General features: G+C 43.0%; 31 protein-coding genes. 1 reads left to right on the top strand and 30 read right to left on the bottom strand.

Annotation, left to right across the window (positions count from 1 at the left end; genetic code table 11):
- The 23 genes from LM917_RS21775 to rpsJ all read right to left on the bottom strand — a co-directional run bounded on the left by LM917_RS21775 (position 1) and on the right by rpsJ (position 11,324).
- Positions 1 to 645: an adenylate kinase gene (locus LM917_RS21775; RefSeq protein ID WP_232699816.1), complete on the bottom strand. Its 645-nt coding sequence runs from the start codon at positions 643 to 645 to the stop codon at positions 1 to 3.
- 77 nt (positions 646 to 722) lie between these two features.
- Positions 723 to 2,018 (bottom strand): preprotein translocase subunit SecY, encoded by a 1,296-nt coding sequence (gene secY, locus LM917_RS21770; protein ID WP_232699815.1) that lies wholly within the window; start codon positions 2,016 to 2,018, stop codon positions 723 to 725.
- The gene (rplO, locus tag LM917_RS21765) at positions 2,018 to 2,458 is read right to left on the bottom strand and encodes a 50S ribosomal protein L15 (RefSeq protein WP_232699814.1); all 441 of its coding nucleotides are present in this window, start codon (positions 2,456 to 2,458) and stop codon (positions 2,018 to 2,020) included. The genes secY and rplO overlap by 1 nt, the downstream gene beginning before the upstream one ends.
- Positions 2,459 to 2,490: 32 nt before the next feature.
- Complete coding sequence (gene rpmD / locus LM917_RS21760) at positions 2,491 to 2,679, bottom strand: 50S ribosomal protein L30 (RefSeq protein WP_232699813.1); 189 nt, start codon at positions 2,677 to 2,679, stop codon at positions 2,491 to 2,493.
- Positions 2,680 to 2,695: 16 nt separating this feature from the next.
- A complete protein-coding gene (gene rpsE, locus LM917_RS21755) occupies positions 2,696 to 3,193 on the bottom strand; it encodes a 30S ribosomal protein S5 (protein WP_232699812.1) in 498 nt (165 codons plus the stop codon).
- Positions 3,194 to 3,223: 30 nt separating this feature from the next.
- Positions 3,224 to 3,586: a 50S ribosomal protein L18 gene (gene rplR / locus LM917_RS21750; RefSeq protein ID WP_232699811.1), complete on the bottom strand. Its 363-nt coding sequence runs from the start codon at positions 3,584 to 3,586 to the stop codon at positions 3,224 to 3,226.
- Positions 3,587 to 3,619: 33 nt separating this feature from the next.
- Positions 3,620 to 4,156, bottom strand: a complete 537-nt coding sequence (rplF, locus tag LM917_RS21745; protein ID WP_232699810.1) for a 50S ribosomal protein L6 — start codon at positions 4,154 to 4,156, stop codon at positions 3,620 to 3,622.
- 30 nt (positions 4,157 to 4,186) lie between these two features.
- Positions 4,187 to 4,585, bottom strand: coding sequence for a 30S ribosomal protein S8 (rpsH, locus tag LM917_RS21740; protein ID WP_232699809.1), 399 nt, complete (start codon positions 4,583 to 4,585; stop codon positions 4,187 to 4,189).
- A gap of 27 nt (positions 4,586 to 4,612) precedes the next feature.
- Positions 4,613 to 4,798: a type Z 30S ribosomal protein S14 gene (locus tag LM917_RS21735; RefSeq protein WP_232699808.1), complete on the bottom strand. Its 186-nt coding sequence runs from the start codon at positions 4,796 to 4,798 to the stop codon at positions 4,613 to 4,615.
- A gap of 24 nt (positions 4,799 to 4,822) precedes the next feature.
- Entirely contained in the window at positions 4,823 to 5,365 is a 543-nt protein-coding gene (gene rplE / locus LM917_RS21730; RefSeq protein WP_232699807.1) for a 50S ribosomal protein L5, read from the bottom strand.
- 26 nt (positions 5,366 to 5,391) lie between these two features.
- Positions 5,392 to 5,706 carry a 50S ribosomal protein L24 gene (gene rplX, locus LM917_RS21725; protein WP_232699806.1) on the bottom strand — a complete coding sequence of 105 codons (315 nt, stop codon included), beginning with the start codon at positions 5,704 to 5,706 and terminating at the stop codon, positions 5,392 to 5,394.
- 47 nt (positions 5,707 to 5,753) lie between these two features.
- Positions 5,754 to 6,122, bottom strand: coding sequence for a 50S ribosomal protein L14 (rplN, locus tag LM917_RS21720; RefSeq protein ID WP_232699805.1), 369 nt, complete (start codon positions 6,120 to 6,122; stop codon positions 5,754 to 5,756).
- 43 nt (positions 6,123 to 6,165) lie between these two features.
- On the bottom strand, positions 6,166 to 6,432 hold the full coding sequence (gene rpsQ, locus LM917_RS21715) for a 30S ribosomal protein S17 (RefSeq protein WP_232699804.1): 267 nt from the start codon (positions 6,430 to 6,432) through the stop codon (positions 6,166 to 6,168).
- 22 nt (positions 6,433 to 6,454) lie between these two features.
- Positions 6,455 to 6,652 (bottom strand): 50S ribosomal protein L29, encoded by a 198-nt coding sequence (gene rpmC / locus LM917_RS21710; RefSeq protein WP_232699803.1) that lies wholly within the window; start codon positions 6,650 to 6,652, stop codon positions 6,455 to 6,457.
- The gene (rplP, locus tag LM917_RS21705) at positions 6,642 to 7,076 is read right to left on the bottom strand and encodes a 50S ribosomal protein L16 (RefSeq protein ID WP_232699802.1); all 435 of its coding nucleotides are present in this window, start codon (positions 7,074 to 7,076) and stop codon (positions 6,642 to 6,644) included. The genes rpmC and rplP overlap by 11 nt, the downstream gene beginning before the upstream one ends.
- 2 nt (positions 7,077 to 7,078) lie before the next feature.
- Complete coding sequence (gene rpsC / locus LM917_RS21700; RefSeq protein WP_232699801.1) at positions 7,079 to 7,741, bottom strand: 30S ribosomal protein S3; 663 nt, start codon at positions 7,739 to 7,741, stop codon at positions 7,079 to 7,081.
- A 13-nt stretch (positions 7,742 to 7,754) separates the two neighbouring features.
- The gene (gene rplV, locus LM917_RS21695; RefSeq protein ID WP_232699800.1) at positions 7,755 to 8,087 is read right to left on the bottom strand and encodes a 50S ribosomal protein L22; all 333 of its coding nucleotides are present in this window, start codon (positions 8,085 to 8,087) and stop codon (positions 7,755 to 7,757) included.
- A 30-nt stretch (positions 8,088 to 8,117) separates the two neighbouring features.
- Positions 8,118 to 8,399 (bottom strand): 30S ribosomal protein S19, encoded by a 282-nt coding sequence (gene rpsS, locus LM917_RS21690; protein WP_232699799.1) that lies wholly within the window; start codon positions 8,397 to 8,399, stop codon positions 8,118 to 8,120.
- A 54-nt stretch (positions 8,400 to 8,453) separates the two neighbouring features.
- Positions 8,454 to 9,284 carry a 50S ribosomal protein L2 gene (gene rplB / locus LM917_RS21685; RefSeq protein WP_232699798.1) on the bottom strand — a complete coding sequence of 277 codons (831 nt, stop codon included), beginning with the start codon at positions 9,282 to 9,284 and terminating at the stop codon, positions 8,454 to 8,456.
- Between the two features lie 36 nt (positions 9,285 to 9,320).
- On the bottom strand, positions 9,321 to 9,611 hold the full coding sequence (gene rplW, locus LM917_RS21680; protein WP_232699797.1) for a 50S ribosomal protein L23: 291 nt from the start codon (positions 9,609 to 9,611) through the stop codon (positions 9,321 to 9,323).
- On the bottom strand, positions 9,611 to 10,234 hold the full coding sequence (gene rplD / locus LM917_RS21675; protein WP_232699796.1) for a 50S ribosomal protein L4: 624 nt from the start codon (positions 10,232 to 10,234) through the stop codon (positions 9,611 to 9,613). Before rplD ends, rplW begins: the two co-directional genes overlap by 1 nt.
- Positions 10,235 to 10,251: 17 nt before the next feature.
- Complete coding sequence (rplC, locus tag LM917_RS21670; RefSeq protein WP_232699795.1) at positions 10,252 to 10,878, bottom strand: 50S ribosomal protein L3; 627 nt, start codon at positions 10,876 to 10,878, stop codon at positions 10,252 to 10,254.
- A 137-nt stretch (positions 10,879 to 11,015) separates the two neighbouring features.
- The gene (gene rpsJ, locus LM917_RS21665) at positions 11,016 to 11,324 is read right to left on the bottom strand and encodes a 30S ribosomal protein S10 (protein WP_003333796.1); all 309 of its coding nucleotides are present in this window, start codon (positions 11,322 to 11,324) and stop codon (positions 11,016 to 11,018) included.
- A 263-nt stretch (positions 11,325 to 11,587) separates the two neighbouring features.
- Here rpsJ and LM917_RS21660 point away from each other — a divergent pair, with 263 nt between their 5' ends.
- Positions 11,588 to 11,992: a globin domain-containing protein gene (locus tag LM917_RS21660; RefSeq protein ID WP_232699794.1), complete on the top strand. Its 405-nt coding sequence runs from the start codon at positions 11,588 to 11,590 to the stop codon at positions 11,990 to 11,992.
- 43 nt (positions 11,993 to 12,035) lie between these two features.
- On the opposite strand, the gene LM917_RS21655 is transcribed toward LM917_RS21660, so the two are convergent.
- The 7 genes from LM917_RS21655 to rpoC all read right to left on the bottom strand — a co-directional run bounded on the left by LM917_RS21655 (position 12,036) and on the right by rpoC (position 21,741).
- A complete protein-coding gene (locus tag LM917_RS21655) occupies positions 12,036 to 12,962 on the bottom strand; it encodes a DMT family transporter (protein ID WP_232699793.1) in 927 nt (308 codons plus the stop codon).
- A 160-nt stretch (positions 12,963 to 13,122) separates the two neighbouring features.
- Positions 13,123 to 14,313 (bottom strand): elongation factor Tu, encoded by a 1,191-nt coding sequence (gene tuf, locus LM917_RS21650; RefSeq protein ID WP_232699792.1) that lies wholly within the window; start codon positions 14,311 to 14,313, stop codon positions 13,123 to 13,125.
- A gap of 165 nt (positions 14,314 to 14,478) precedes the next feature.
- A complete protein-coding gene (gene fusA / locus LM917_RS21645) occupies positions 14,479 to 16,557 on the bottom strand; it encodes an elongation factor G (protein ID WP_232699791.1) in 2,079 nt (692 codons plus the stop codon).
- A gap of 69 nt (positions 16,558 to 16,626) precedes the next feature.
- Positions 16,627 to 17,097 carry a 30S ribosomal protein S7 gene (gene rpsG / locus LM917_RS21640; RefSeq protein WP_232699790.1) on the bottom strand — a complete coding sequence of 157 codons (471 nt, stop codon included), beginning with the start codon at positions 17,095 to 17,097 and terminating at the stop codon, positions 16,627 to 16,629.
- 56 nt (positions 17,098 to 17,153) lie between these two features.
- The gene (gene rpsL, locus LM917_RS21635; RefSeq protein ID WP_232699789.1) at positions 17,154 to 17,576 is read right to left on the bottom strand and encodes a 30S ribosomal protein S12; all 423 of its coding nucleotides are present in this window, start codon (positions 17,574 to 17,576) and stop codon (positions 17,154 to 17,156) included.
- Positions 17,577 to 17,694: 118 nt separating this feature from the next.
- Complete coding sequence (locus LM917_RS21630) at positions 17,695 to 17,949, bottom strand: 50S ribosomal protein L7ae-like protein (RefSeq protein ID WP_232699788.1); 255 nt, start codon at positions 17,947 to 17,949, stop codon at positions 17,695 to 17,697.
- Between the two features lie 171 nt (positions 17,950 to 18,120).
- On the bottom strand, positions 18,121 to 21,741 hold the full coding sequence (gene rpoC, locus LM917_RS21625) for a DNA-directed RNA polymerase subunit beta' (protein ID WP_232699787.1): 3,621 nt from the start codon (positions 21,739 to 21,741) through the stop codon (positions 18,121 to 18,123).

Raw genomic sequence — 21,741 nt, 5'->3', positions numbered from 1 at the left:
TTACCCTCGTAATAACGCCGCAATATCCTCAAACACTTCCTGAATTTCACGTTCTCCATTGATTGTACGCAAGATACCTTCATTAGAGTAGTAATCCATTAAAAGTTTAGCTTGAGAAATATTGACATCTAGACGTTGCGCTACCACTTCTTCTTTATCATCGTCTCTCTGGAATAGTTTGCTGCCATCTTTATCACAGATTCCTTCCACTTTAGGTGGGTTAAATACTGTGTGATAGCTAGCACCGCATGTAGAACAAATCCAGCGACCAGTTAAACGTTCGATTAACAAATCACGGTGAACATCAATGTTAATCACATGATCGAGTTCACGGCCCAACTCTTTAAGCATTGAGGACAAAGCCTCAGCTTGCGGAACTGTACGCGGAAAACCATCGAGTAGAAATCCCTTTGCACAATCTTCCTTGCTCAAACGTTCACGCACAATACCAATTGTGATCTCGTCTGGTACCAGATTACCTTGATCCATGAAGGACTTAGCTTTCTTTCCCAATTCGGTTTCATTTTTGATAGCTGCACGGAACATATCACCAGTTGAAATATGCGGGATGTTAAATGTTTCAACGATTCGTTCTGCCTGTGTACCTTTACCAGCACCAGGTAGACCCATCAAAATAATGTTCATTAGTATATTCCCCCGTACACTTACAACACGATTTTATCATTTCCTCCTAAGAGGGAAACGATGAAGCCATCTACTCTTTACTTAATAAAGCCTTGATAATGGCGCTGAATCAATTGACTCTCAATTTGCTTCATTGTATCTAGAACTACCCCAATCATGATCAGTAGTGATGTACCACCGATATAGATAGAATCAGGAAGTCCGAAGATCTTGCCAAAAACAAATGGCAATAGCGAAATGGCAGTCAAGAAGATAGCTCCAGTGAACGTCAGGCGGTATAAAGTACGAGTAATGTATTCCTCGGTGTTTTTACCAGGACGGATGCCGGGAATATAACCGCCATTCTTTTTCATATTCTCTGCCATTTGTGCAGGATTCATCTGTACAAATGTGTAGAAGTACGTAAATCCGATAATCATCAATGCGTACAATGTCATACCAAGAGGTGAGTTAATCTGGAAGTTAGTATAAATCCAGTTAGCAACTCCCTCTTCTCCTGAACTAAGCCAGAAGCTGGCAATTGTTGACGGGAACATTACCAGGGATACAGCAAAGATAACCGGGATAACCCCTGCGGAGTTAATCTTCAACGGAATATGAGAAGATTGTCCACCAAACATCTTGCGTCCAACAACTTTTTTTGCATATTGAACAGGGATCTTACGAATACCCTGTTGCATGTAGATAATACCTACAATCAATGCAATGACTGCGACGAGGATCAACAAGATATTAATGATACCAAAGAACATGTTAGCGTTTGGAGCACCAAACTGCATGTCATAAACAACTTTAACTCCACTAGGTATATTGGCGACGATACCCGCCATGATGATAATGGAAATACCATTACCAATGCCCTTCTCGGTAATCTGTTCCCCTAACCATAGCAGAAAGGCAGTACCAGCTGTTAGGGTTAAGGCTATCAGCAAGAAGCTGCTAATCGAAGTGTCAGTTACCAATCCGTTCATCATTCGGTTGAAGCCGTAGGTCATACCCAAAGACTGGATAAAACCTAAAACAATAGCACCATAGCGTGTTACTTGAGAAATTTTACGACGGCCTGCTTCTCCTTCCTTCGACCATTGCGTAAACTTCGGTACTACATCCATAGACAGAAGCTGCATAATGATCGAGGACGTGATGTATGGCATAATACCCATCGCGAAGATGGAGAATTTAAGCAATGCACCACCAGAGAATGTGTCCAAAAGTCCTAAGAAGTTACTCTCGTTACCTTGCAGTAAGGACACATTAATGTTTGGCACTGGAACATGGGTTCCAATTCGGAAGACGACAAGCATCAAAAGAGTGAAAATCACCTTTCGACGCAGGTCGCCTATCTTAAAGATGTTAGAAAAAGACCCTAACATTAGATCACCTCAGTGGTTCCACCGACTTGAGCAATCTTTTCAGCAGCTGCACCAGAGAACTTGTGAGCTTTAACTGTAAGTTTTACAGTAAGTTCACCGTTAGCCAAGATCTTAACGCCATCACGCAATGCGCTAATTACGCCAGTTTCCTTAAGCAACTCAGGTGTAACCACTGTACCTTCAGCGAAACGATTCAACGCATCCAGAGATACGATCGCATACTCTTTGCGGTTGATGTTATTGAAGCCTCGTTTTGGTAAACGACGGAATAATGGGTTTTGACCACCCTCGAATCCAAGGCGAACACCGCCACCAGAACGAGCATTTTGTCCTTTATGACCTTTACCAGCCGTTTTTCCAGTTCCACTACCAATACCACGTCCAAGACGTTTGCGCTCGTGACGAGAGCCTTCTGCTGGTTTCAGTTCATGCAATTTCATAGGTTGCACCTCCTCACTAATAAATCTGTAGCTTATTCTTCGATTTCCTTCACATCAACAAGATGTTTAACTTTAAAAATCATCCCACGCATTGCTGCGTTATCTTGCTTTTGTACTGTTTGATGGATTTTGCGAAGGCCAAGGGCTTTCACAGTTTCCTTCTGGTCAGTCGGACGACCGATAAGGCTACGTGTCAGCGTGATTTGTAATGATTTCGCCATGTCCCGTTCCCTCCTTCTAACCTAACAGTTCTTCGACAGTTTTTCCGCGAAGTTTTGCCACATCTTCAGCAGTTTTCAAACGGCCAAGACCTTCAAGAGTTGCATTAACTATGTTGATAGGGTTGTTAGAACCCAAAGATTTACTCAACACGTCACCTACACCTGCAAGCTCAAGTACAGCACGTACAGGTCCACCAGCGATAACTCCAGTACCTTCAGAAGCTGGCTTGATCAAAACGCGGCCAGAACCAAAGTGGCAGAGTACTTGGTGAGGGATTGTCGTTCCTTTTAGAGGTACGCGAATCAAGTTTTTCTTCGCGTCATCAATTGCTTTACGAATAGCATCTGGTACTTCTTGGGCTTTACCCATACCAGAGCCTACATGACCGTTCTTATCGCCTACTACTACTAGTGCGCTAAAGCTGAAGCGGCGACCACCTTTAACCACTTTTGCTACGCGGTTAACAGCGACGACTCTTTCTTCTAGCTCTAATTTGCTAGGGTCGATACGCATTCTTTTCCCTCCTTGTTTCTTTACGTCTTCTTAGAATTGCAGACCAGCTTCACGAGCTGCATCAGCAAGTGCTTTTATGCGTCCATGATACAAGTATCCACCACGATCAAACACGATTTCCTCGAGACCTTTTTCTTGAGCGCGCTTTGCGATCAATGCACCAACAGCAGTTGCTGCTTCGATGTTAGAACCATTTTTCAGATCCAATTCTTTATCAAGTGAAGATGCAGAAGCAATAGTTGTACCTGCTGCATCATCGATTAGTTGAGCATAAATGTGCTTGGAAGAACGAAAAACGTTCAAACGAGGGCGTGCAGCAGAACCGATCACACGCTTACGGATACGAAGTTGACGTTTTTTCCGAGCTTTGTTTTTATCGCCTTTTGTAAACATTAAGCGGCCTCCTTTCTGATGAAGCTAAGAACCTTATTTACCTTTTTTACCTTCTTTACGGCGAACAACCTCGTTGCTGTATTTAATACCTTTACCTTTGTACGGTTCAGGTTTACGTAAAGCGCGAATTTCAGAAGCAACTTGGCCTACACGCTCTTTACTAATACCTTTAACAACTAGAGTTGTTGGGTTTGTTAGTTCAAGTTCGATTCCTTCTTCAGGAGTAACCTCAACTGGGTGAGAGAAACCTAGAGAAAGACTTACACCGTTAGCACTTTTAGCTCCACGATAACCTACACCTACAAGTTCAAGTGTACGAGTGAATCCTTCAGAAACACCAGTTACCATGTTCGCAACCAAGGCACGAGTAGTACCATGAAGAGAACGATGAAGTTTATTATCAGACGGACGTTCAACCACTACCTCGTTTTCAGCAATGTTAATGTTAATGTCCGGATGAAAACTACGAACGAGAGTACCCTTAGGGCCCTTTACAGTTAACTCAGTATCGTTCAGAGTTAATGTAACGCCTGCAGGAACCGTAATCGGTTTTTTACCGATACGCGACATGACTTGCACCTCCTGTGCGTAAATCTAAGATTACCAAATATATGCTAGCACTTCTCCACCAACGTGTGATTGACGAGCTTGCTTGTCAGTCATAACACCTTTGGATGTAGAGATTAGAGCGAGACCAAGACCACCCAAAACGCGAGGAACTTCATTAGTGTTTGCATAAACACGGTGACCTGGTTTAGAAATACGTTTCAAACCAGTGATTACACGCTCATTGTTAGCACCGTATTTAAGGAACAAACGGATCATTCCTTGCTTGTTATCATCAATAAATTCTGCATCACGGATAAAGCCTTCTTCTTTAAGAAGACGAGCAATTTCCTTCTTCAGGTTAGATGCAGGGATCTCAACCTTCTCGTGGCGAACCATGTTCGCATTGCGGATGCGAGTTAGCATATCTGCAACTGGATCAGTCATTACCATGAGAGAAAAACCTCCTTCCCGTCTATATTACCAGCTGGCTTTCTTTACACCTGGAATTTGGCCTTTATAAGCCAATTCACGGAAGCAAATACGGCACAGTTTGAATTTGCGAAGCACAGAGTGCGGACGACCGCAACGTTCGCAACGAGTGTACGCACGAACTTTAAACTTAGGCTGACGCTGTTGCTTCACGACCATTGATTTCTTTGCCACAATTGTCCCTCCTTACGATAGGGTTTATTTACGGAATGGCATACCCATTTGAGTCAGAAGTTCACGAGCTTCTTCATCAGTCTTCGCAGATGTAACAACTACGATATCCATACCGCGTACTTTATCGATTTTATCGTACTCGATCTCTGGGAAGATCAGTTGTTCTTTCAAACCTAGAGTGTAGTTACCACGACCGTCAAATGCTTTGGATGAAATCCCACGGAAGTCACGTACACGAGGCAGAGAAACGTTCATCAGTTTGTCTAGGAATTGATACATACGCTCGCCACGAAGTGTTACCTTCGCGCCGATTGGCATACCTTCACGTAGTTTGAAACCAGCGATTGATTTCTTAGAACGTGTTACAACAGGTTTTTGACCAGTGATCAATTGTAGATCTTCGATAGCAGTGTCAATAGCTTTTGCATTCGCTACAGCTTCGCCCACGCCCATGTTGATTACGATTTTCTCAACTTTAGGTACTTGCATGATGGACTTGTAGCTAAACTTAGTCATCAAGCTAGGAACGATTTCATTCAAGTACTTATCTTTCAATCTTGCTGCCATTTACGACAACCTCCTTTCCGACCTGACTACTTGTCGATTACTTCGCCAGATTTTTTCGCAACCCGAACTTTATTACCGTTCTCTAATACTTTGTAACCTACACGGGTAGGTTTACCAGATTTAGGGTCAATTAGAGAGACATTAGAAACGTGGATAGCAGCCTCTTGTGTTACAATTCCGCCTTGCGGATTTGCTTGAGAAGGACGAGCATGCTTCTTCACAAGGTTAATACCTTCTACCAACACACGGTCTTTTTTAGGGAAAGCAGCCAATACTTGACCTTCTTTACCTTTGTCTTTGCCCGTAATAACGATAACCGTATCGCCTTTTTTCACGTGCATCGCTGGGTGCACCTCCTATCGAACAAAATGCTAATTTCACTTCAAAACTAGATAACCTCAGGAGCTAGGGAGATGATCTTCATGAAATCTTTTTCACGAAGTTCACGAGCTACCGGTCCAAAAATACGTGTACCACGTGGAGAGTTATCATCTTTAATAACTACAGCTGCATTTTGGTCAAAACGGATATAAGAACCGTCGTTACGGCGAACACCACTAACAGTACGCACGATAACTGCTTTAACTACTTGACCTTTCTTGACAACTCCACCGGGTGTAGCGGTTTTGACAGAGCAAACGATAACGTCCCCGACATTCGCAGTCTTACGACCAGAACCTCCAAGAACTTTAATGCACATCAATTCTTTTGCACCAGAGTTATCAGCAACAGCTAATCTGGATTGTGTTTGGATCACTTTCAGTCACTCCCTTCGGATGTGATTTTTATCCGAGTCTTCCTTATACAATAACTGCTTCTTGTACTACTTTAACAAGACGGAAATTCTTGTCCTTAGAAAGAGGACGAGTTTCCATAATTTCTACGATATCACCGGTCTTAGCGGTATTGTTTTCATCATGTGCTTTGAACTTTTTAGAGTACTTCACACGTTTACCGTAAAGAGTGTGCTTTTTGTAGGTTTCAACCTGAACAACGATGGTTTTATCCATTTTGTCAGATACTACACGACCTACCAGAGTTCTACGCAAATTGCGTTGTGCGGTCATCGTTGGAACCTCCTTCCTTATATTAGCCGATTCCTAATTCACGTTGGCGTAGGATGGTTTTCGCACGAGCGATATCCTTACGCACTTGCTTAATGCGAGCCGTGTTTTCCAATTGGCCAGTCGCTAATTGGAAACGAAGGTTGAACAACTCTTCTTTCAAAGAAGATACGTTTTGTTCGATCTCGGCAGTGGTTTGATTGCGGTATTCATTAGCCTTCATGTGCGTCACCACCCACTTCTTCGCGCTTAACAAACTTACACTTAACAGGAAGTTTGTGCATTGCAAGACGCATAGCTTCACGCGCTACTTCTTCAGATACACCGGCAAGTTCAAACATAACTTTACCAGGTTTAACAACTGCAATCCATTTCTCAACAGAACCTTTACCGGAACCCATGCGGACTTCCAAAGGCTTTTGAGTAATTGGTCTGTCAGGGAAAACTTTAATCCATACTTTACCGCCACGACGGATGTAACGTGTCATCGCAATACGTGCTGCCTCAATTTGACGGCTCGTTACCCAAGCTGGTTCAAGAGCTTGGAGGCCAAATTCACCGAAAGCAACAGTTGTACCGCCTTTAGCGTTTCCAGTCAACTTCGGACGATGTTGTTTGCGATGTTTCACGCGTTTAGGCATCAACATGATTACTTGCCTCCTTCCACTGCAGCTACATTCTTCTTAGTTGGAAGAACTTCACCACGGTAGATCCATACTTTAACACCGATACGGCCGTAAGTAGTATGAGCTTCAGCAGTACCATAGTCAATATCTGCACGCAGTGTGTGAAGAGGTACTGTACCTTCGTTGTAACCTTCAGAACGAGCAATATCAGCTCCACCAAGACGTCCACTTACCAGTGTTTTAATACCTTTCGCACCAGAACGCATAGAACGAGTGATCGTTTGTTTTTGCGCACGACGGAAAGAAATACGATTTTCCAATTGACGAGCAATGTTTTCAGCTACCAAAGTAGCGTCAAGATCAGGTTTCTTGATCTCATTGATATTAATGTGAACACGTTTGCCAGTAAGTTGGGATAGGGCTTTACGAAGTGCTTCAACTTCAGATCCACCTTTACCGATTACCATACCAGGCTTAGCAGTGTGAACTGTAACGTTAACGCGATTTGCAGCGCGTTCGATTTCCACAGTAGATACAGCAGCGTCTTTCAGACGACCTTTAATGTATTTACGAATGTGAAGGTCTTCATGCAACAAAGTTGCGAAGTCCTTATCAGCATACCATCTGGATTCCCAGTCACGAATTACGCCAACTCGTAGACCGACCGGACTTACCTTTTGTCCCACTCAATTTCCCTCCTTATTTTTCGTTTAATACCACAGTGATATGGCTCGTACGTTTATGAATACGGCTAGCACGACCCATTGCACGTGGACGGAATCGCTTCAAGGTAGGACCTTGATCAACGAATACTGTACCTACAACCAAGTTTTCCAAATCCATGTTGTGGTTATGCTCAGCATTAGCGATTGCCGAATTAAGTAGTTTTTCAACTACTGGAGATGCTGCTTTAGGCGTATGTTTTAGGATAGCCAAAGCTTCACCAATCTTCTTACCTCGAATTAAGTCAACCACCAGGCGAACTTTACGAGGAGCAATTCGGATATTACGAGCAATTGCTTTTGATTCCATCATTGTACCTCCCCTCTGTAAAGAGAAAAATTAGCGCTTCTTGGATTTTTTGTCGTTATCGACGTGACCCTTGAAGGTACGAGTAGGTGCGAATTCACCTAGTTTGTGTCCAACCATATCTTCTGTCACGTATACAGGCACATGTTTACGACCATCGTATACTGCAAATGTATGACCGATAAAATCTGGGAAGATTGTAGAACGACGAGACCAAGTTTTTACAACTTTCTTCTCACTCTTTTCGTTCAACTCATCAACTTTCTTCATTAGATGGTCATCCACGAAAGGACCCTTCTTCAAGCTGCGACCCATATATCAGAAACCTCCCTTCGCCAAAGGCGTTCGGTTATTGTGTTATCCGATCTCTTATTTTTTACGACGACGGATAATGTACTTATCGTTTTTGTTCTTTTTCTTACGAGTTTTAAGACCAAGTGTAGGTTTACCCCAAGGAGTAACAGGAGCTTTACGTCCGATAGGAGCGCGACCTTCACCACCACCGTGTGGGTGATCGTTAGGGTTCATTACAGAACCACGAACCGTAGGGCGTTTACCCAACCAGCGAGAACGACCTGCTTTACCAATGTTAAGCAATTCGTGATCTTGGTTACCAACTTGACCGATTGTAGCACGGCATACGTTGTGAATACGGCGAGTTTCACCAGATGATAGACGTACAATTACGAATTCGCCATCGCGACCAAGCAATTGTGCGGATGTACCAGCTGCACGAACCAACTGTCCACCTTTACCAGGTTTCAACTCAATATTGTGGATTGTAGTACCAACAGGAATGTTTACCAATGGTAAGCAGTTACCTGTTTTGATGTCTGCATCAGCACCAGATACGATTTCGTCTCCAACTTTCAAACCTTGTGGAGCAAGAATGTAACGTTTTTCACCATCAACATAGTTGATTAGCGCGATGTTAGCAGAACGGTTTGGATCGTATTCGATAGTAGCTACGCGACCTACGATGCCATCTTTGTTACGTTTAAAATCGATAATGCGGTATTTACGTTTATGACCGCCACCTTGATGACGAACAGTGATCTTACCTTGGTTGTTGCGACCAGCCTTTTTATTGATTGGTGCTAGAAGAGATTTCTCCGGAGTGGAGGTTGTGATCTCTTCGAAGGTAGAAACCGTCATTTGGCGACGAGCAGGAGAAGTCGGTTTAAACTTCTTGATACCCATTCCTTATTCCCTCCTTAAATAAAACTCGTCGAGCTATTAAACACCTTCGTAGAATTCTAGATCTTTACTTTCAGCAGTCAATTTAACGATTGCTTTTTTCCACTCAGATGTATAACCAGCATATTTGCCGTAACGTTTAGGTTTAGCAGCAACGCGAATTGTGTTAACTGCTTCTACTTTAACGCCGAATACTTTTTCGACAGCTTGCTTGATTTCGGTTTTGTTGGCTTTCAAAGGCACTTCAAAAACGTACTTTTTCTCAGCCATCATATCGGTGGTACGCTCAGTAATGACAGGGCGCTTGATAATATCATGAAGGCTCTTCATTATGCGAGCACCTCCTCTACTTTAGCAACCGCATCTTTCGTTACGATTACTTTGTCGTGAGCTACTAGATCAAGAACGTTAATGCCAGCAGCATCGATGCATTTAGCACCTGGGATGTTGCGAGAAGACAAAGCAACGTTTTGGTCGAAGTCAGCAGTTACAATAAGAACTTTGCGATCAGCTTTCAGGTTAGAAAGAATACCAGCAAATTCTTTTGTTTTTGGAGCAGACATTGTTAGTGCGTCTAACACTAGGAATTCGTTGTTTTGCACTTTAGTAGATAGTGCAGATTTCAGAGCCAAACGACGAACTTTACGGTTCAGTTTGTATCCGTATTTGCGAGGTGTAGGACCGAATACTACGCCGCCGCCTTTCCATTGTGGAGAGCGGATAGAACCTTGACGAGCACGACCTGTACCTTTTTGACGCCATGGTTTGCGTCCACCACCACGTACTTCAGAGCGGTTTTTCACGTCATGAGTACCTTGGCGTTGAGATGCTTGTTGCATAACGATTGCATCAAACAGTACTGCATTGTTAGGCTCGATACCGAAGATTGCTTCAGACAATTCGATGTCGCCAACCTGAGCACCTGTTTGGTTTAAAAGAGCTACTTTAGGCATGTCAGTTCCTCCTTTCCTTATTTCTTGACAGCCGTACGAACGACTACATAGCTGTTTTTAGGTCCAGGTATGGAACCTTTTACTAGAATCAGATTGCGATCTGAATCAATTTTAACAACCTCAAGATTTTGGATTGTTACTTGGTTGCCACCCATTTGTCCAGGTAGTTTCGTACCTTTGAAAACGCGGTTAGCAGCGATAGAACCCATAGAACCTGGGCCACGATGGTAACGGGAACCGTGAGCCATAGGACCACGAGAATGATTGTGGCGCTTGATAGAACCAGCAAATCCTTTACCTTTCGTTGCACCAGACACGTCTACCCATTCACCTGCGGCAAACATATCAGCTTTTAGTTCTTGACCTACCTCATAATCAGCGAGGTTAACTCCGTCGATTTCACGGATGAAGCGCTTAGGTGCAGTGTTTGCTTTAGCTGCATGTCCTTTTTCTGGTTTGTTAGCGCGGTGATCTTTTTTAGAATCAAAACCGATCTGAATCGCTTCGTAACCGTCAGTTGCTTGATCCTTCTTTTGAAGAACTACGCAAGGACCTGCTTCGATAACAGTTACAGCTACTGCTGTACCATTTGGTTCAAAAACTTGAGTCATACCCAGTTTTTTACCTAAGATTCCTTTGGTCATTTGTGCCACCTCCTACATTACAATTTACTAAAATGACCTATTGTTGTATCAATGTCCCTACTGACGAGCAGGGGCGCTACGTGGAGAATTCTTTCATTAAGACAACGCCTACCAGCGTGTCATATTCACAACAAAAATTATAGCTTGATCTCAATGTCAACACCTGAAGGCAGATCAAGACGCATCAAAGCATCTACAGTCTGTGGTGTTGGGTTTAAGATGTCGATTAGACGTTTATGCGTACGCATCTCGAATTGTTCACGGGAATCTTTGTACTTGTGCACCGCACGTAGAATCGTGTATACAGCTTTCTCAGTTGGAAGTGGAATCGGACCTGATACATTTGCACCGGAACGTTTCGCAGTTTCAACGATTTTTTCTGCTGATTGATCTAGAATCTTATGATCGTATGCTTTTAATCGGATACGAATCTTTTGTTTTGCCATTATAGTCCCTCCTTTTTCGCCCATATTATAACGGACATTTCTCCGCGGAAATATCCTGCACCCCAGCAATGGCAAAGGAGCCGGGTGTGTCAGCAACCTCCCGCATCATCGCAAGTCCATGACCAACATTCACTATTGTACTAAAAACAAATAGGCAATGCAAGTTATTTTTTATTGTTTCTATGAAAACCTATTTTTAATTAGTATAATAGAAGAAATCACTTTACAACATTTTTGATTATACTATAGAGAGGTGCTTTCGTGTGAGTGAAATATCTGGAAGTCTCTATGATCAAATCGGTGGGGCTCCAACTGTAACTAAACTGGTTAACCACTTTTATAATCTGGTAGCAAAAGACCCTGACCTTAAACCTATCTTTCCAGATGATTTGACGGAAACAAAAGAAAAGCAAACTCTTTTTTTAACACAGTTCCTAGGAGGACCTACACTCTATACTGATACACATGGGCATCCAATGCTTCGTGCCCGTCATCTCCCATTTCCGGTCACAGCGAAAAGAGCTGGAGCTTGGCTACTTTGTATGGAACAAGCGCTACAATGTGCAAATATTGAGGAACCACTCCGTCAAATCATTTTTGATCGTTTAACTTTAACAGCACACCATATGATTAACCAATGGGACGAAGAAACAGGATCACCCTCGTAGGCGATCCTGTTTCTTCTATTATATAGAACTTTTATTTGGCACTTCATATCTCTGTCTGTTTTAATGTAGAGGTTCTCTTTACTAACTTCGGCGTTGTAGAACCTAGATATACACCTGCCACTGTTAACAAAAGGGCAACCGCCACGACAATAGTAAGAGGCTCATCTAGCAAAAGTGTAGCGAAAAACATCCCTGCGATTGGCATTCCATTTAAGAATATGGAAGTACGGCTAGCACCAATTCGTTGAATGCCCATATTCCACCCTAACGTTCCGAGACCCGTTGCCAACATACCTGAAATACCGATTACAAACCAGGTAAACCCATCTATATGAAAGCTTTGTACAATCGTATCCATTGGATAGATAATAAATGATGTAAAAATTAAAAACAACGCTCCTATCCATTGCGAACAAGCAGTTAATAATAAAACAGGTACCCCACTTGAAGTTGCTTTTCTTATTAATAGACCACCCACGACATACATGATCATTGAAATAAATATGATTACATCACCAATATTACTGTTCATGTCAGTGTGAGTGCTTCCACCTACTACAAGCAATACCCCACTAAAGCCCAAAATTACACCGATAATTTTCCGAAGATGGATAGACTCTCTTAAAAAGATAGCTGCTAAGATGGCTGTCACCAATGGATTTAAGGCAAGAATCAAAGATGCATTTCCCGCCGTCGTCATTTGCATGCCCCAAGCGATAAATATCTGATGAAGAGCAATGGAAGTTGCACCAATACCAGCAACATATCCCCATTGTTTTTTTGTGATGTGATACTTGTTGCGATAGGCAAATATTATTGGGGTAAGCGTTAAAGCCGCCACTGTCATCCGAATAGCAGCAATGATTGCTGGTGGAAAAAATGATAGATATTTAATCATGACCGTATTTAAGCCCCAGATCACAATTACCGCAGCTAAAATGATATAGATATGCTGCTCTTTGATCTTCAAAATGATTATCTCCTCTATACCGTATTTGTCATAAGAGATATTGTAGCAGGTAGAACCTAGTTTTACTATGGCGTTTTAAAGTACACCTACCCCACTTTTACCAACAAACAAAATAAAAACCCGAGAGATATACTCTCGGGTTTCATTAATCAAGTAAAGACTACTCAACGATTGTAGATACTACGCCAGCGCCTACAGTACGGCCACCTTCGCGAATCGCGAAGCGAGTACCTTGTTCCATTGCAACTGGAGCAATAAGTTCAACAGTGAACTCAGTGTTATCGCCAGGCATGATCATTTCAACGCCTTCTGGCAATTGAACGATACCTGTTACGTCAGTTGTACGGAAGTAGAACTGTGGACGGTAGTTAGCGAAGAATGGAGTGTGACGTCCACCCTCTTCTTTAGAAAGAACGTATACTTCGCATTTGAATTTAGTGTAAGGTTTTACGGAACCTGGTTTAGCTAGACATTGTCCACGCTCGATATCCTTACGCTCAACACCACGAAGTAGTGCACCGATGTTGTCACCAGCTTGAGCTTGGTCAAGAAGCTTACGGAACATCTCAACACCTGTTACAGTGGAGTTGCGAGTTTCTTCTTGAAGACCGATGATCTCGATAGCGTCACCAACTTTGATAACACCGCGCTCAACACGACCAGTAGCAACTGTACCACGACCAGTGATTGTGAATACGTCCTCTACAGGCATCAAGAAAGGTTTGTCAGTAGCACGTTCTGGAGTTGGGATGTAGCTGTCAACAGCTTCCATCAACTCAAGAATTTTTTGTGCCCATTCACCAGTTGGGTTGTCCAAAGCTTCTTTAGCAGAACCTTTGACTACAGGAGTATCGTCACCTGGGAACTCATATTGAGACAATAGGTCACGGATTTCCATTTCAACTAGTTCAAGCAACTCTTCATCGTCAACCATGTCGCATTTGTTCATGAATACTACGATGTAAGGTACACCTACTTGTTTAGAAAGAAGGATGTGCTCACGAGTTTGTGGCATTGGACCGTCAGCAGCAGATACTACTAGGATCGCTCCGTCCATTTGTGCAGCACCAGTGATCATGTTTTTAACATAGTCGGCGTGACCTGGGCAGTCAACGTGTGCATAGTGACGAGTAGCAGTTTCATACTCAACGTGTGAAGTATTGATTGTGATACCACGTTCGCGCTCTTCAGGAGCAGCGTCAATGCTACCGTAATCCATAGCTTTTGCTCCACCAGCGATTGCAAGTACACTTGTGATAGCTGCAGTTAGAGTTGTTTTACCATGGTCAACGTGACCGATAGTACCGATATTTACGTGGGGTTTATTCCGCTCAAATTTTTCTTTAGCCATTAGAATTTAAGCCTCCTTAAGGATTAAAGGTTATTATAAGTATAGATAGAAAGGTTTACATATCATAGGTTGATTCCCAGACATTATTGTAAACCTTTCTTCTTTCAAGATAAAGAGAAAAATCTACACTCGAAAAAGTACAAATTTACAACATGCAAAGAAGAATTATTCACCTTTAACTTTCTTGATGATTTCTTCAGAGATGTTTCTTGGTACTTCTTCGTAATGATCGATTTGCATAGAGTACTGACCGCGACCTTGAGTACGGGAACGAAGTACAGTAGAGTAACCAAACATCTCGGAAAGAGGTACCATTGCACGGATAACTTGTGCGTTAGCACGAGCTTCCATACCTTCGATACGTCCACGACGAGAGTTGATGTCACCCATAACATCACCCATGTAGTCTTCAGGAACAGTAACTTCTACTTTCATGATTGGCTCAAGAAGTACAGCTCCGCACTTCTTAGCAGCTTCTTTAAGCGCCAAAGAACCAGCCACTTTAAACGCCATCTCGGAGGAGTCTACATCATGGTAGCTACCGTCAACGATAACAGCTTTAATGTCAACCAATGGGAAGCCAGCGATTACACCATTTTTCATGGATTCTTCAATACCAGCTTGCGCTGCAGGGATGTATTCACGAGGAACCGCACCACCGACAACTTTGTTCTCGAACTGGAAGCCTTGACCTGGCTCAAGTGGAGAGAACTCAACCACAACGTGACCGTATTGACCACGACCACCTGATTGACGTACAAACTTACCATCAACTTTCGCAGACCCTTTGAACGTTTCACGGTAAGCTACTTGTGGAGCACCCACGTTAGCTTCTACCTTGAATTCACGTCTCATACGGTCTACGAGGATATCTAGGTGAAGCTCACCCATACCAGCGATGATAGTTTGCCCAGTTTCTTCATCAGTGTGCGTACGGAACGTTGGATCTTCTTCAGACAGTTTAGAAAGGGCGATACCCATCTTGTCTTGGTCTGCTTTAGATTTAGGTTCGATAGCAACTGAGATAACTGGATCAGGGAAAGTCATAGATTCAAGGATAACTGGAGATTTTTCATCACACAGAGTATCACCTGTAGTAGTATCTTTCAAACCTACAGCAGCTGCGATATCACCTGAGTAAACCATCGGGATCTCTTCACGGTGGTTAGCGTGCATTTGTAGGATACGACCAATACGCTCGCGTTTACCCTTAGTAGAGTTAATCAAGTAAGAACCGGAAGAAAGAGTACCAGAGTACACACGGAAGAATGTAAGTTTACCAACATAAGGGTCAGTCATGATCTTGAACGCAAGAGCAGAGAAAGGACCATTATCGTCGGATTCACGAACTGTTTCTTCTTCAGAATCTGGAATAGTACCTTTGATTGCAGGTACATCGATTGGAGCTGGTAGGTAGGCAATTACTGCATCAAGCATTAATTGAACACCTTTGTTCTTGTAAGAAGATCCACAAAGAACAGGTACCAGGTTAACTCCGATTGTACCTTTGCGAAGAGCCATTTTGATTTCATCAATCGTCAACTCTTCACCTTCAAGGTATTTCATCATTAACTCTTCATCTTGTTCAGCCGCTGCTTCAACTAGCTTCATACGAAGTTCTTCGCATTTTTCTTTAAGTTCAGCAGGGATTTCAGATTTCTCAGAGGTTTTACCCAAATCATCTACATAGATGTTAGCTTTCATTTCAACAAGGTCAATAATACCTGTGAAATTATCCTCAGCACCAATTGGGTACTGAATAGCTACTGGATTTGCACCCAGGCGAGTTTTGATTTGGTCTACACACATTTCAAAGTCTGCACCCATGATATCCATTTTGTTTACATAGCAGATACGAGGTACGCCATAACGATCCGCTTGACGCCATACAGTCTCAGACTGTGGCTCAACGCCGCCTTTAGCATCGAACACACACACGCTACCATCAAGTACACGCAAGGAACGTTCAACTTCAACCGTGAAGTCTACGTGACCAGGAGTATCGATGATGTTGATGCGGTGACCTTCCCATTGGGCAGTTGTAGCTGCGGAAGTGATAGTAATACCACGTTCTTGTTCTTGTTCCATCCAGTCCATCGTTGCGGCACCTTCATGTGTCTCACCGATTTTATGAACGCGACCAGTGTAAAACAGAATACGCTCAGTAGTCGTCGTTTTACCGGCATCAATGTGTGCCATGATACCGATATTGCGCGTATTCGCAAGAGAGAATTCGCGAGCCATTAGAGATGCTCCTTCCATACTCATATGTGAGAATATGCGGGTATCCAATATGAATACCCGCTGAGAATTCTACCAGCGATAGTGAGCAAACGCTTTGTTTGCTTCAGCCATTTTGTGAGTATCCTCACGTTTCTTAACAGCTGCACCAGTATTGTTTGCAGCATCCATGATTTCGTTAGCCAAACGCTGTTCCATAGTTTTTTCACCACGAAGACGAGCATAGTTTACCAACCAACGAAGTCCTAGAGTCGTACGGCGCTCAGGTCTAACTTCAATCGGTACTTGGTAGTTAGCACCACCTACACGGCGTGCTTTAACCTCAAGTACTGGCATGATGTTTTTAAGAGCTTCCTCGAACACTTCCATAGGGTTGCGTCCTGTACGTTCTTGGATGATGTCGAAAGAATTATAAAGAATGTTTTGCGCTACACCACGCTTACCATCCAACATCAAACGGTTGATCAAACGAGTAACCAACTTGCTGTTATGAATTGGATCTGGCAATACGTCACGGCGCGTAACTGGACCTTTACGAGGCATCAAATTTCCCTCCTTTACTTAGAGATAAGTTCAAATAACCACCGGTGGTGATTATATTATTTTTTTGCAGCCTTAGGACGTTTAGTACCATATTTGGAACGTCCTTGCATACGGTTGTTAACACCCGCAGTATCAAGCGCACCACGAACGATGTGATAACGAACCCCTGGTAAGTCTTTTACACGACCACCGCGAACTAGCACTACGCTATGCTCTTGGAGGTTGTGACCAATACCACCGATGTAAGCAGTAACCTCGATACCGTTAGTTAAACGTACACGAGCATACTTACGAAGCGCGGAGTTTGGTTTTTTAGGTGTCATTGTACCTACACGAGTACATACACCGCGTTTTTGAGGTGAGCTTTGGTTCGTTTGGGACTTTTTGAAGCTATTGTACCCTTTTTGTAGAGCAGGGGACTTAGACTTTTCAATTTTGTCTTGACGACCTTTGCGCACTAATTGGTTAATTGTAGGCATGATCTTTTTCCTCCTTCCTCAATTTCTTATTGTAAGACCACAGATCCAGGTGAGTCACAAACGGGCAAAATGAAATGCCTTTGCTGACGCCAGATGCAGGGATCAACAAAAACATGACTTAACTACTTTTTTTAATAGCGCAAGCAGCTGCCCCAACTTGAATTCCACACGCCTTACCAAGACGTTTCATAGAATCCACATAGTTGATGGGAACACCCTTTTCTTTACATAGAAGTGCGATCTTTTGTATTAAACGCTTGTCTGCATCCTTAGCAAGAAACACTTCCATTGCCTGGTCATGCTCAACAACTTTAGTTGTCTGGTTAATACCGATCGTTAACTCCTTTGCCCACTCTACTTTTTCATAAGACATGATTATCATATCCTCCAAAGTGATGAGTATCAGGCACACTCGAATATCATACCAGTTTCAAACATAGAAGTCAATCATTTATTCTATATTTTTTATACTGGAAAAATGTAGATAGAAAGGCAACCATATAAATGATATGGCTGCCATCTAATCTAGCATTTTTTTCGCTATCTATTTCTCTGCTGAAGCTGTTTCCAGTACTTCTACTGGATTACCCTCTTCATCTTTACCTGTAAGTAGCTTAGCATTGCGGTAACGTGACATTCCTGTACCCGCTGGAATTAACTTACCAATAATAACGTTCTCTTTCAGACCTAATAAGCGGTCCACTTTACCCTTAATTGCGGCATCAGTTAGGACACGAGTAGTCTCCTGGAATGATGCAGCAGACAAGAAGGAATCAGTTTCAAGAGATGCTTTGGTAATACCAAGCAGAACTGGACGTCCTACAGCAGGACTCTTACCTTCAATGAGAACTTTGGCATTTGCCTGTTCGAACTCATGTACTTCAACATAAGATCCTGGTAATAGATCGGTATCTCCACTATCACTAACACGCAGCTTGCGAAGCATTTGACGAATCATTACCTCGACGTGCTTGTCGTTGATTTCTACCCCTTGCATACGGTAAACCTTTTGTACCTCTTGCAAGATGTAGTTGGATACACCGCGTTGTCCGCGAACTTTCAGCATTTCTTTTGGATCAACAGAACCCTCTGTTAACTCGTCACCAGCATTCAGCTTCTGACCAACAGTTACCTTAATACGCGATCCATATGGTGCAGCGTATTCTTTGTTTTCTGCTTCACCGCGAATTTCGATAATACGCTTATCTTTATCTTCACGAATACTTACTACTTCACAGTCAATCTCGGTAATAACAGCCTGACCTTTTGGATTACGAGCTTCAAACAACTCTTGAATACGTGGCAAACCTTGTGTAATATCGTCCCCTGCAACCCCACCGGTATGGAACGTACGCATGGTAAGCTGTGTACCAGGTTCTCCGATGGATTGTGCAGCGATAATACCAACTGCTTCTCCGATTTCTACTTCTGCACCTGTTGCCAGGTTACGTCCATAGCAACGTTTGCATACACCATGACTGGTGCGGCAAGCTAGAACGTTACGGATGTAGACTTCAGAAATTCCAATTTTAACGATGTATTCAGCCATATCCTCTGTGATTTCCTCATTACGACGAACGAGAACTTCACCTGTTTCTGGATGGCGTACTGTTTCAAAGCATGTACGACCAACCAAACGGTCAGACAGTTTTTCAATTTCTTCTTTACCATCTTTGATGGCAGTAACACGAATACCTTTATCAGTTCCGCAATCGATTTCGCGAACGATAACGTCTTGTGCTACGTCAACCAGACGACGAGTCAGGTAACCTGAGTCAGCTGTACGCAGAGCGGTATCGGCCAAACCTTTACGCGCACCATGCGTAGAGATAAAGTATTCAAGTACTGTCAGACCTTCACGGAAGTTAGATTTGATCGGCAACTCGATGATACGACCAGATGGGTTCGCCATCAGACCGCGCATACCAGCCAGCTGTGTGATCTGAGATACATTACCACGGGCACCGGAGTTAGCCATCATAAAGATCGCATTAAACTTATCCATGGACTTCATCAATACTTCTGTTACTTCATCTTTCGACTTAGACCAGATAGAGATAACTCGGTCATAACGCTCATCTTCGGTGATTAGACCGCGACGGAATTGCGCCATAACGGTATTAACTTTTTCATCTGCAGCAAGAAGAATATCTTTCTTCTCTTCAGGAACAACGATATCAGCTACGGCAATTGTAATACCAGCTTTTGTCGAGTACTTGAAGCTAAGTTCTTTGATTTTATCAAGAATCTCAGAAGTTTTAGTTGTACCAAAACGACTGAAGCATTCAGCAATGATTGTACCAAGGAAACCTTTTTTCACAGCACCTGGATCTTTCAGATTACGAATAAATTCATTCGTATCTTGGCCTTTTTCAAAGATAAAGAACTCATCAGATACCTGGTCACGTAGGTTTTCTCTTGTTGGAGCGTTGATAAATGGCAAGTCAGTAGGGAAGATTTCATTAAAGATAACCTTACCAACAGTAGTAACAAGCAATTTATCTTTTTGTTTTTCCGTGAACGATTCCTTATTCAAGCTGTTAGCTGGAATAATGATACGTGTTTGCAAGCTAATATAACCATTTTCATAGGCAGCAATGGCATCAGCAGGATCACGGAAAATGGAACCTTCACCTATATCGCCTTCGCGTTCCAGTGTCAGATAGTAAGAACCAAGCACCATATCCTGAGAAGGAGTAACAACTGGCTTACCATCTTTCGGGTTCAAGATGTTTTGTGCTGCAAGCATCAAGATGCGTGCTTCAGCCTGCGCTTCTGCAGAAAGCGGTACGTGAACAGCCATCTGGTCACCGTCAAAGTCTGCGTTGTAGGCAGTACATACAAGCGGGTGAAGACGGATTGCGCGACCTTCTACAAGCACCGGTTCAAACGCCTGGATACCCAGACGGTGCAAGGTAGGGGCACGGTTCAACAGTACCGGATGTTCTCTAATTACTTCCTCTAAAACATCCCATACTTCATGTTGTACACGCTCAACCTTTCGCTTTGCACTCTTGATATTATGAGCAAGACCTTTAGCTACCAACTCTTTCATTACGAAAGGCTTGAATAGCTCAAGAGCCATTTCCTTAGGCAAACCGCATTGGTACATTTTCAGGTTAGGTCCTACAACGATAACGGAACGACCAGAGTAGTCAACACGTTTACCCAACAGATTTTGACGGAAACGACCTTGTTTACCCTTAAGCATGTGGCTCAAGGATTTCAACGGACGATTACCCGGACCTGTTACAGGACGACCACGACGACCATTATCGATCAATGCGTCAACAGCTTCCTGAAGCATACGTTTTTCGTTTTGTACGATAATGTCTGGAGCGCCTAATTCAAGAAGACGCTTTAGACGGTTATTACGGTTAATTACACGACGGTATAAGTCATTCAAGTCAGAGGTAGCAAAACGACCACCATCCAACTGTACCATCGGACGAAGCTCTGGAGGGATTACTGGCAATACATCAAGAACCATCCAGTCTGGGCGATTGCCGGAGTTACGGAATGCTTCCAAAACTTCCAGACGCTTAATCGCACGACTGCGGCGTTGGCCTTGTGCTGTTTTCAGATCTTCCTTCAGATTAGCTACATCTTTCTCCAGATCGATTTCTGCTAATAGACGACGAATCGCTTCAGCACCCATCATTGCTGTGAAAGATTGACCATACTTCTCACGATAGTTACGGAATTCCTTTTCAGACAGCAATTGTTTCTTGTCAAGAGGTGTGTCACCAGCATCTACTACTACATATGAAGCGAAGTAGATAACTTCCTCAAGTGAACGAGGAGACATATCAAGCACAAGACCCATACGGCTAGGAATACCTTTGAAGTACCAGATATGAGATACAGGAGCAGCTAGCTCAATGTGCCCCATACGTTCACGACGAACTTTGGCACGTGTTACTTCAACACCGCAACGATCACAAACTACGCCTTTATAACGTACACGTTTGTATTTACCGCAATGACATTCCCAGTCTTTGGTTGGCCCGAAAATACGTTCACAGAACAAGCCATCTTTTTCTGGTTTTAATGTACGGTAGTTGATTGTTTCGGGTTTTTTCACTTCCCCGAAAGACCACGAACGGATCTTATCGGGGGAAGCGAGACCAATCTTCATATATTCGAAATTATTGACATCAATCAC

The organism is Brevibacillus daliensis (assembly GCF_021245735.1).
Taxonomy (GTDB): domain Bacteria; phylum Bacillota; class Bacilli; order Brevibacillales; family Brevibacillaceae; genus Brevibacillus_B; species Brevibacillus_B daliensis.
The sequence above is the reverse complement of the archived record's forward strand: the minus strand, read 5'-3'. Positions and strand labels throughout refer to the sequence as shown.

Coding starts and splice junctions, on each gene's coding strand:
- rpsL (WP_232699789.1), bottom strand. CDS start 17,576: ATGCCTACAATTAACCAATTAGTGCGCAAAGGTCGTCAAGACAAAATT.
- rplX (WP_232699806.1), bottom strand. CDS start 5,706: ATGCACGTGAAAAAAGGCGATACGGTTATCGTTATTACGGGCAAAGAC.
- rpsQ (WP_232699804.1), bottom strand. CDS start 6,432: ATGACCGCACAACGCAATTTGCGTAGAACTCTGGTAGGTCGTGTAGTA.
- rpsH (WP_232699809.1), bottom strand. CDS start 4,585: ATGGTAATGACTGATCCAGTTGCAGATATGCTAACTCGCATCCGCAAT.
- rpsE (WP_232699812.1), bottom strand. CDS start 3,193: ATGCGTATCGACCCTAGCAAATTAGAGCTAGAAGAAAGAGTCGTCGCT.
- LM917_RS21775 (WP_232699816.1), bottom strand. CDS start 645: ATGAACATTATTTTGATGGGTCTACCTGGTGCTGGTAAAGGTACACAG.
- rplO (WP_232699814.1), bottom strand. CDS start 2,458: ATGAAATTGCATGAACTGAAACCAGCAGAAGGCTCTCGTCACGAGCGC.
- rplC (WP_232699795.1), bottom strand. CDS start 10,878: ATGACCAAAGGAATCTTAGGTAAAAAACTGGGTATGACTCAAGTTTTT.
- tuf (WP_232699792.1), bottom strand. CDS start 14,313: ATGGCTAAAGAAAAATTTGAGCGGAATAAACCCCACGTAAATATCGGT.
- fusA (WP_232699791.1), bottom strand. CDS start 16,557: ATGGCTCGCGAATTCTCTCTTGCGAATACGCGCAATATCGGTATCATG.
- rplR (WP_232699811.1), bottom strand. CDS start 3,586: ATGTTTACAAAAGGCGATAAAAACAAAGCTCGGAAAAAACGTCAACTT.
- rpsG (WP_232699790.1), bottom strand. CDS start 17,097: ATGCCTCGTAAAGGTCCAGTTACGCGCCGTGACGTATTGCCAGATCCA.
- rplP (WP_232699802.1), bottom strand. CDS start 7,076: ATGTTGATGCCTAAACGCGTGAAACATCGCAAACAACATCGTCCGAAG.
- rpsS (WP_232699799.1), bottom strand. CDS start 8,399: ATGGGTCGCAGCTTGAAGAAGGGTCCTTTCGTGGATGACCATCTAATG.
- rplV (WP_232699800.1), bottom strand. CDS start 8,087: ATGGAATCAAAAGCAATTGCTCGTAATATCCGAATTGCTCCTCGTAAA.
- rplF (WP_232699810.1), bottom strand. CDS start 4,156: ATGTCGCGTATCGGTAAAAAACCGATTACGGTTCCTGCAGGCGTTACA.
- secY (WP_232699815.1), bottom strand. CDS start 2,018: ATGTTAGGGTCTTTTTCTAACATCTTTAAGATAGGCGACCTGCGTCGA.
- rpmD (WP_232699813.1), bottom strand. CDS start 2,679: ATGGCGAAATCATTACAAATCACGCTGACACGTAGCCTTATCGGTCGT.
- rpsJ (WP_003333796.1), bottom strand. CDS start 11,324: ATGGCAAAACAAAAGATTCGTATCCGATTAAAAGCATACGATCATAAG.
- rplE (WP_232699807.1), bottom strand. CDS start 5,365: ATGGCAGCAAGATTGAAAGATAAGTACTTGAATGAAATCGTTCCTAGC.
- rplB (WP_232699798.1), bottom strand. CDS start 9,284: ATGGGTATCAAGAAGTTTAAACCGACTTCTCCTGCTCGTCGCCAAATG.
- rplD (WP_232699796.1), bottom strand. CDS start 10,234: ATGCCTAAAGTAGCTCTTTTAAACCAAACAGGTGCTCAGGTTGGCGAC.
- LM917_RS21630 (WP_232699788.1), bottom strand. CDS start 17,949: ATGTCTTATGAAAAAGTAGAGTGGGCAAAGGAGTTAACGATCGGTATT.
- rplW (WP_232699797.1), bottom strand. CDS start 9,611: ATGAAGAGCCTTCATGATATTATCAAGCGCCCTGTCATTACTGAGCGT.
- rpmC (WP_232699803.1), bottom strand. CDS start 6,652: ATGAAGGCTAATGAATACCGCAATCAAACCACTGCCGAGATCGAACAA.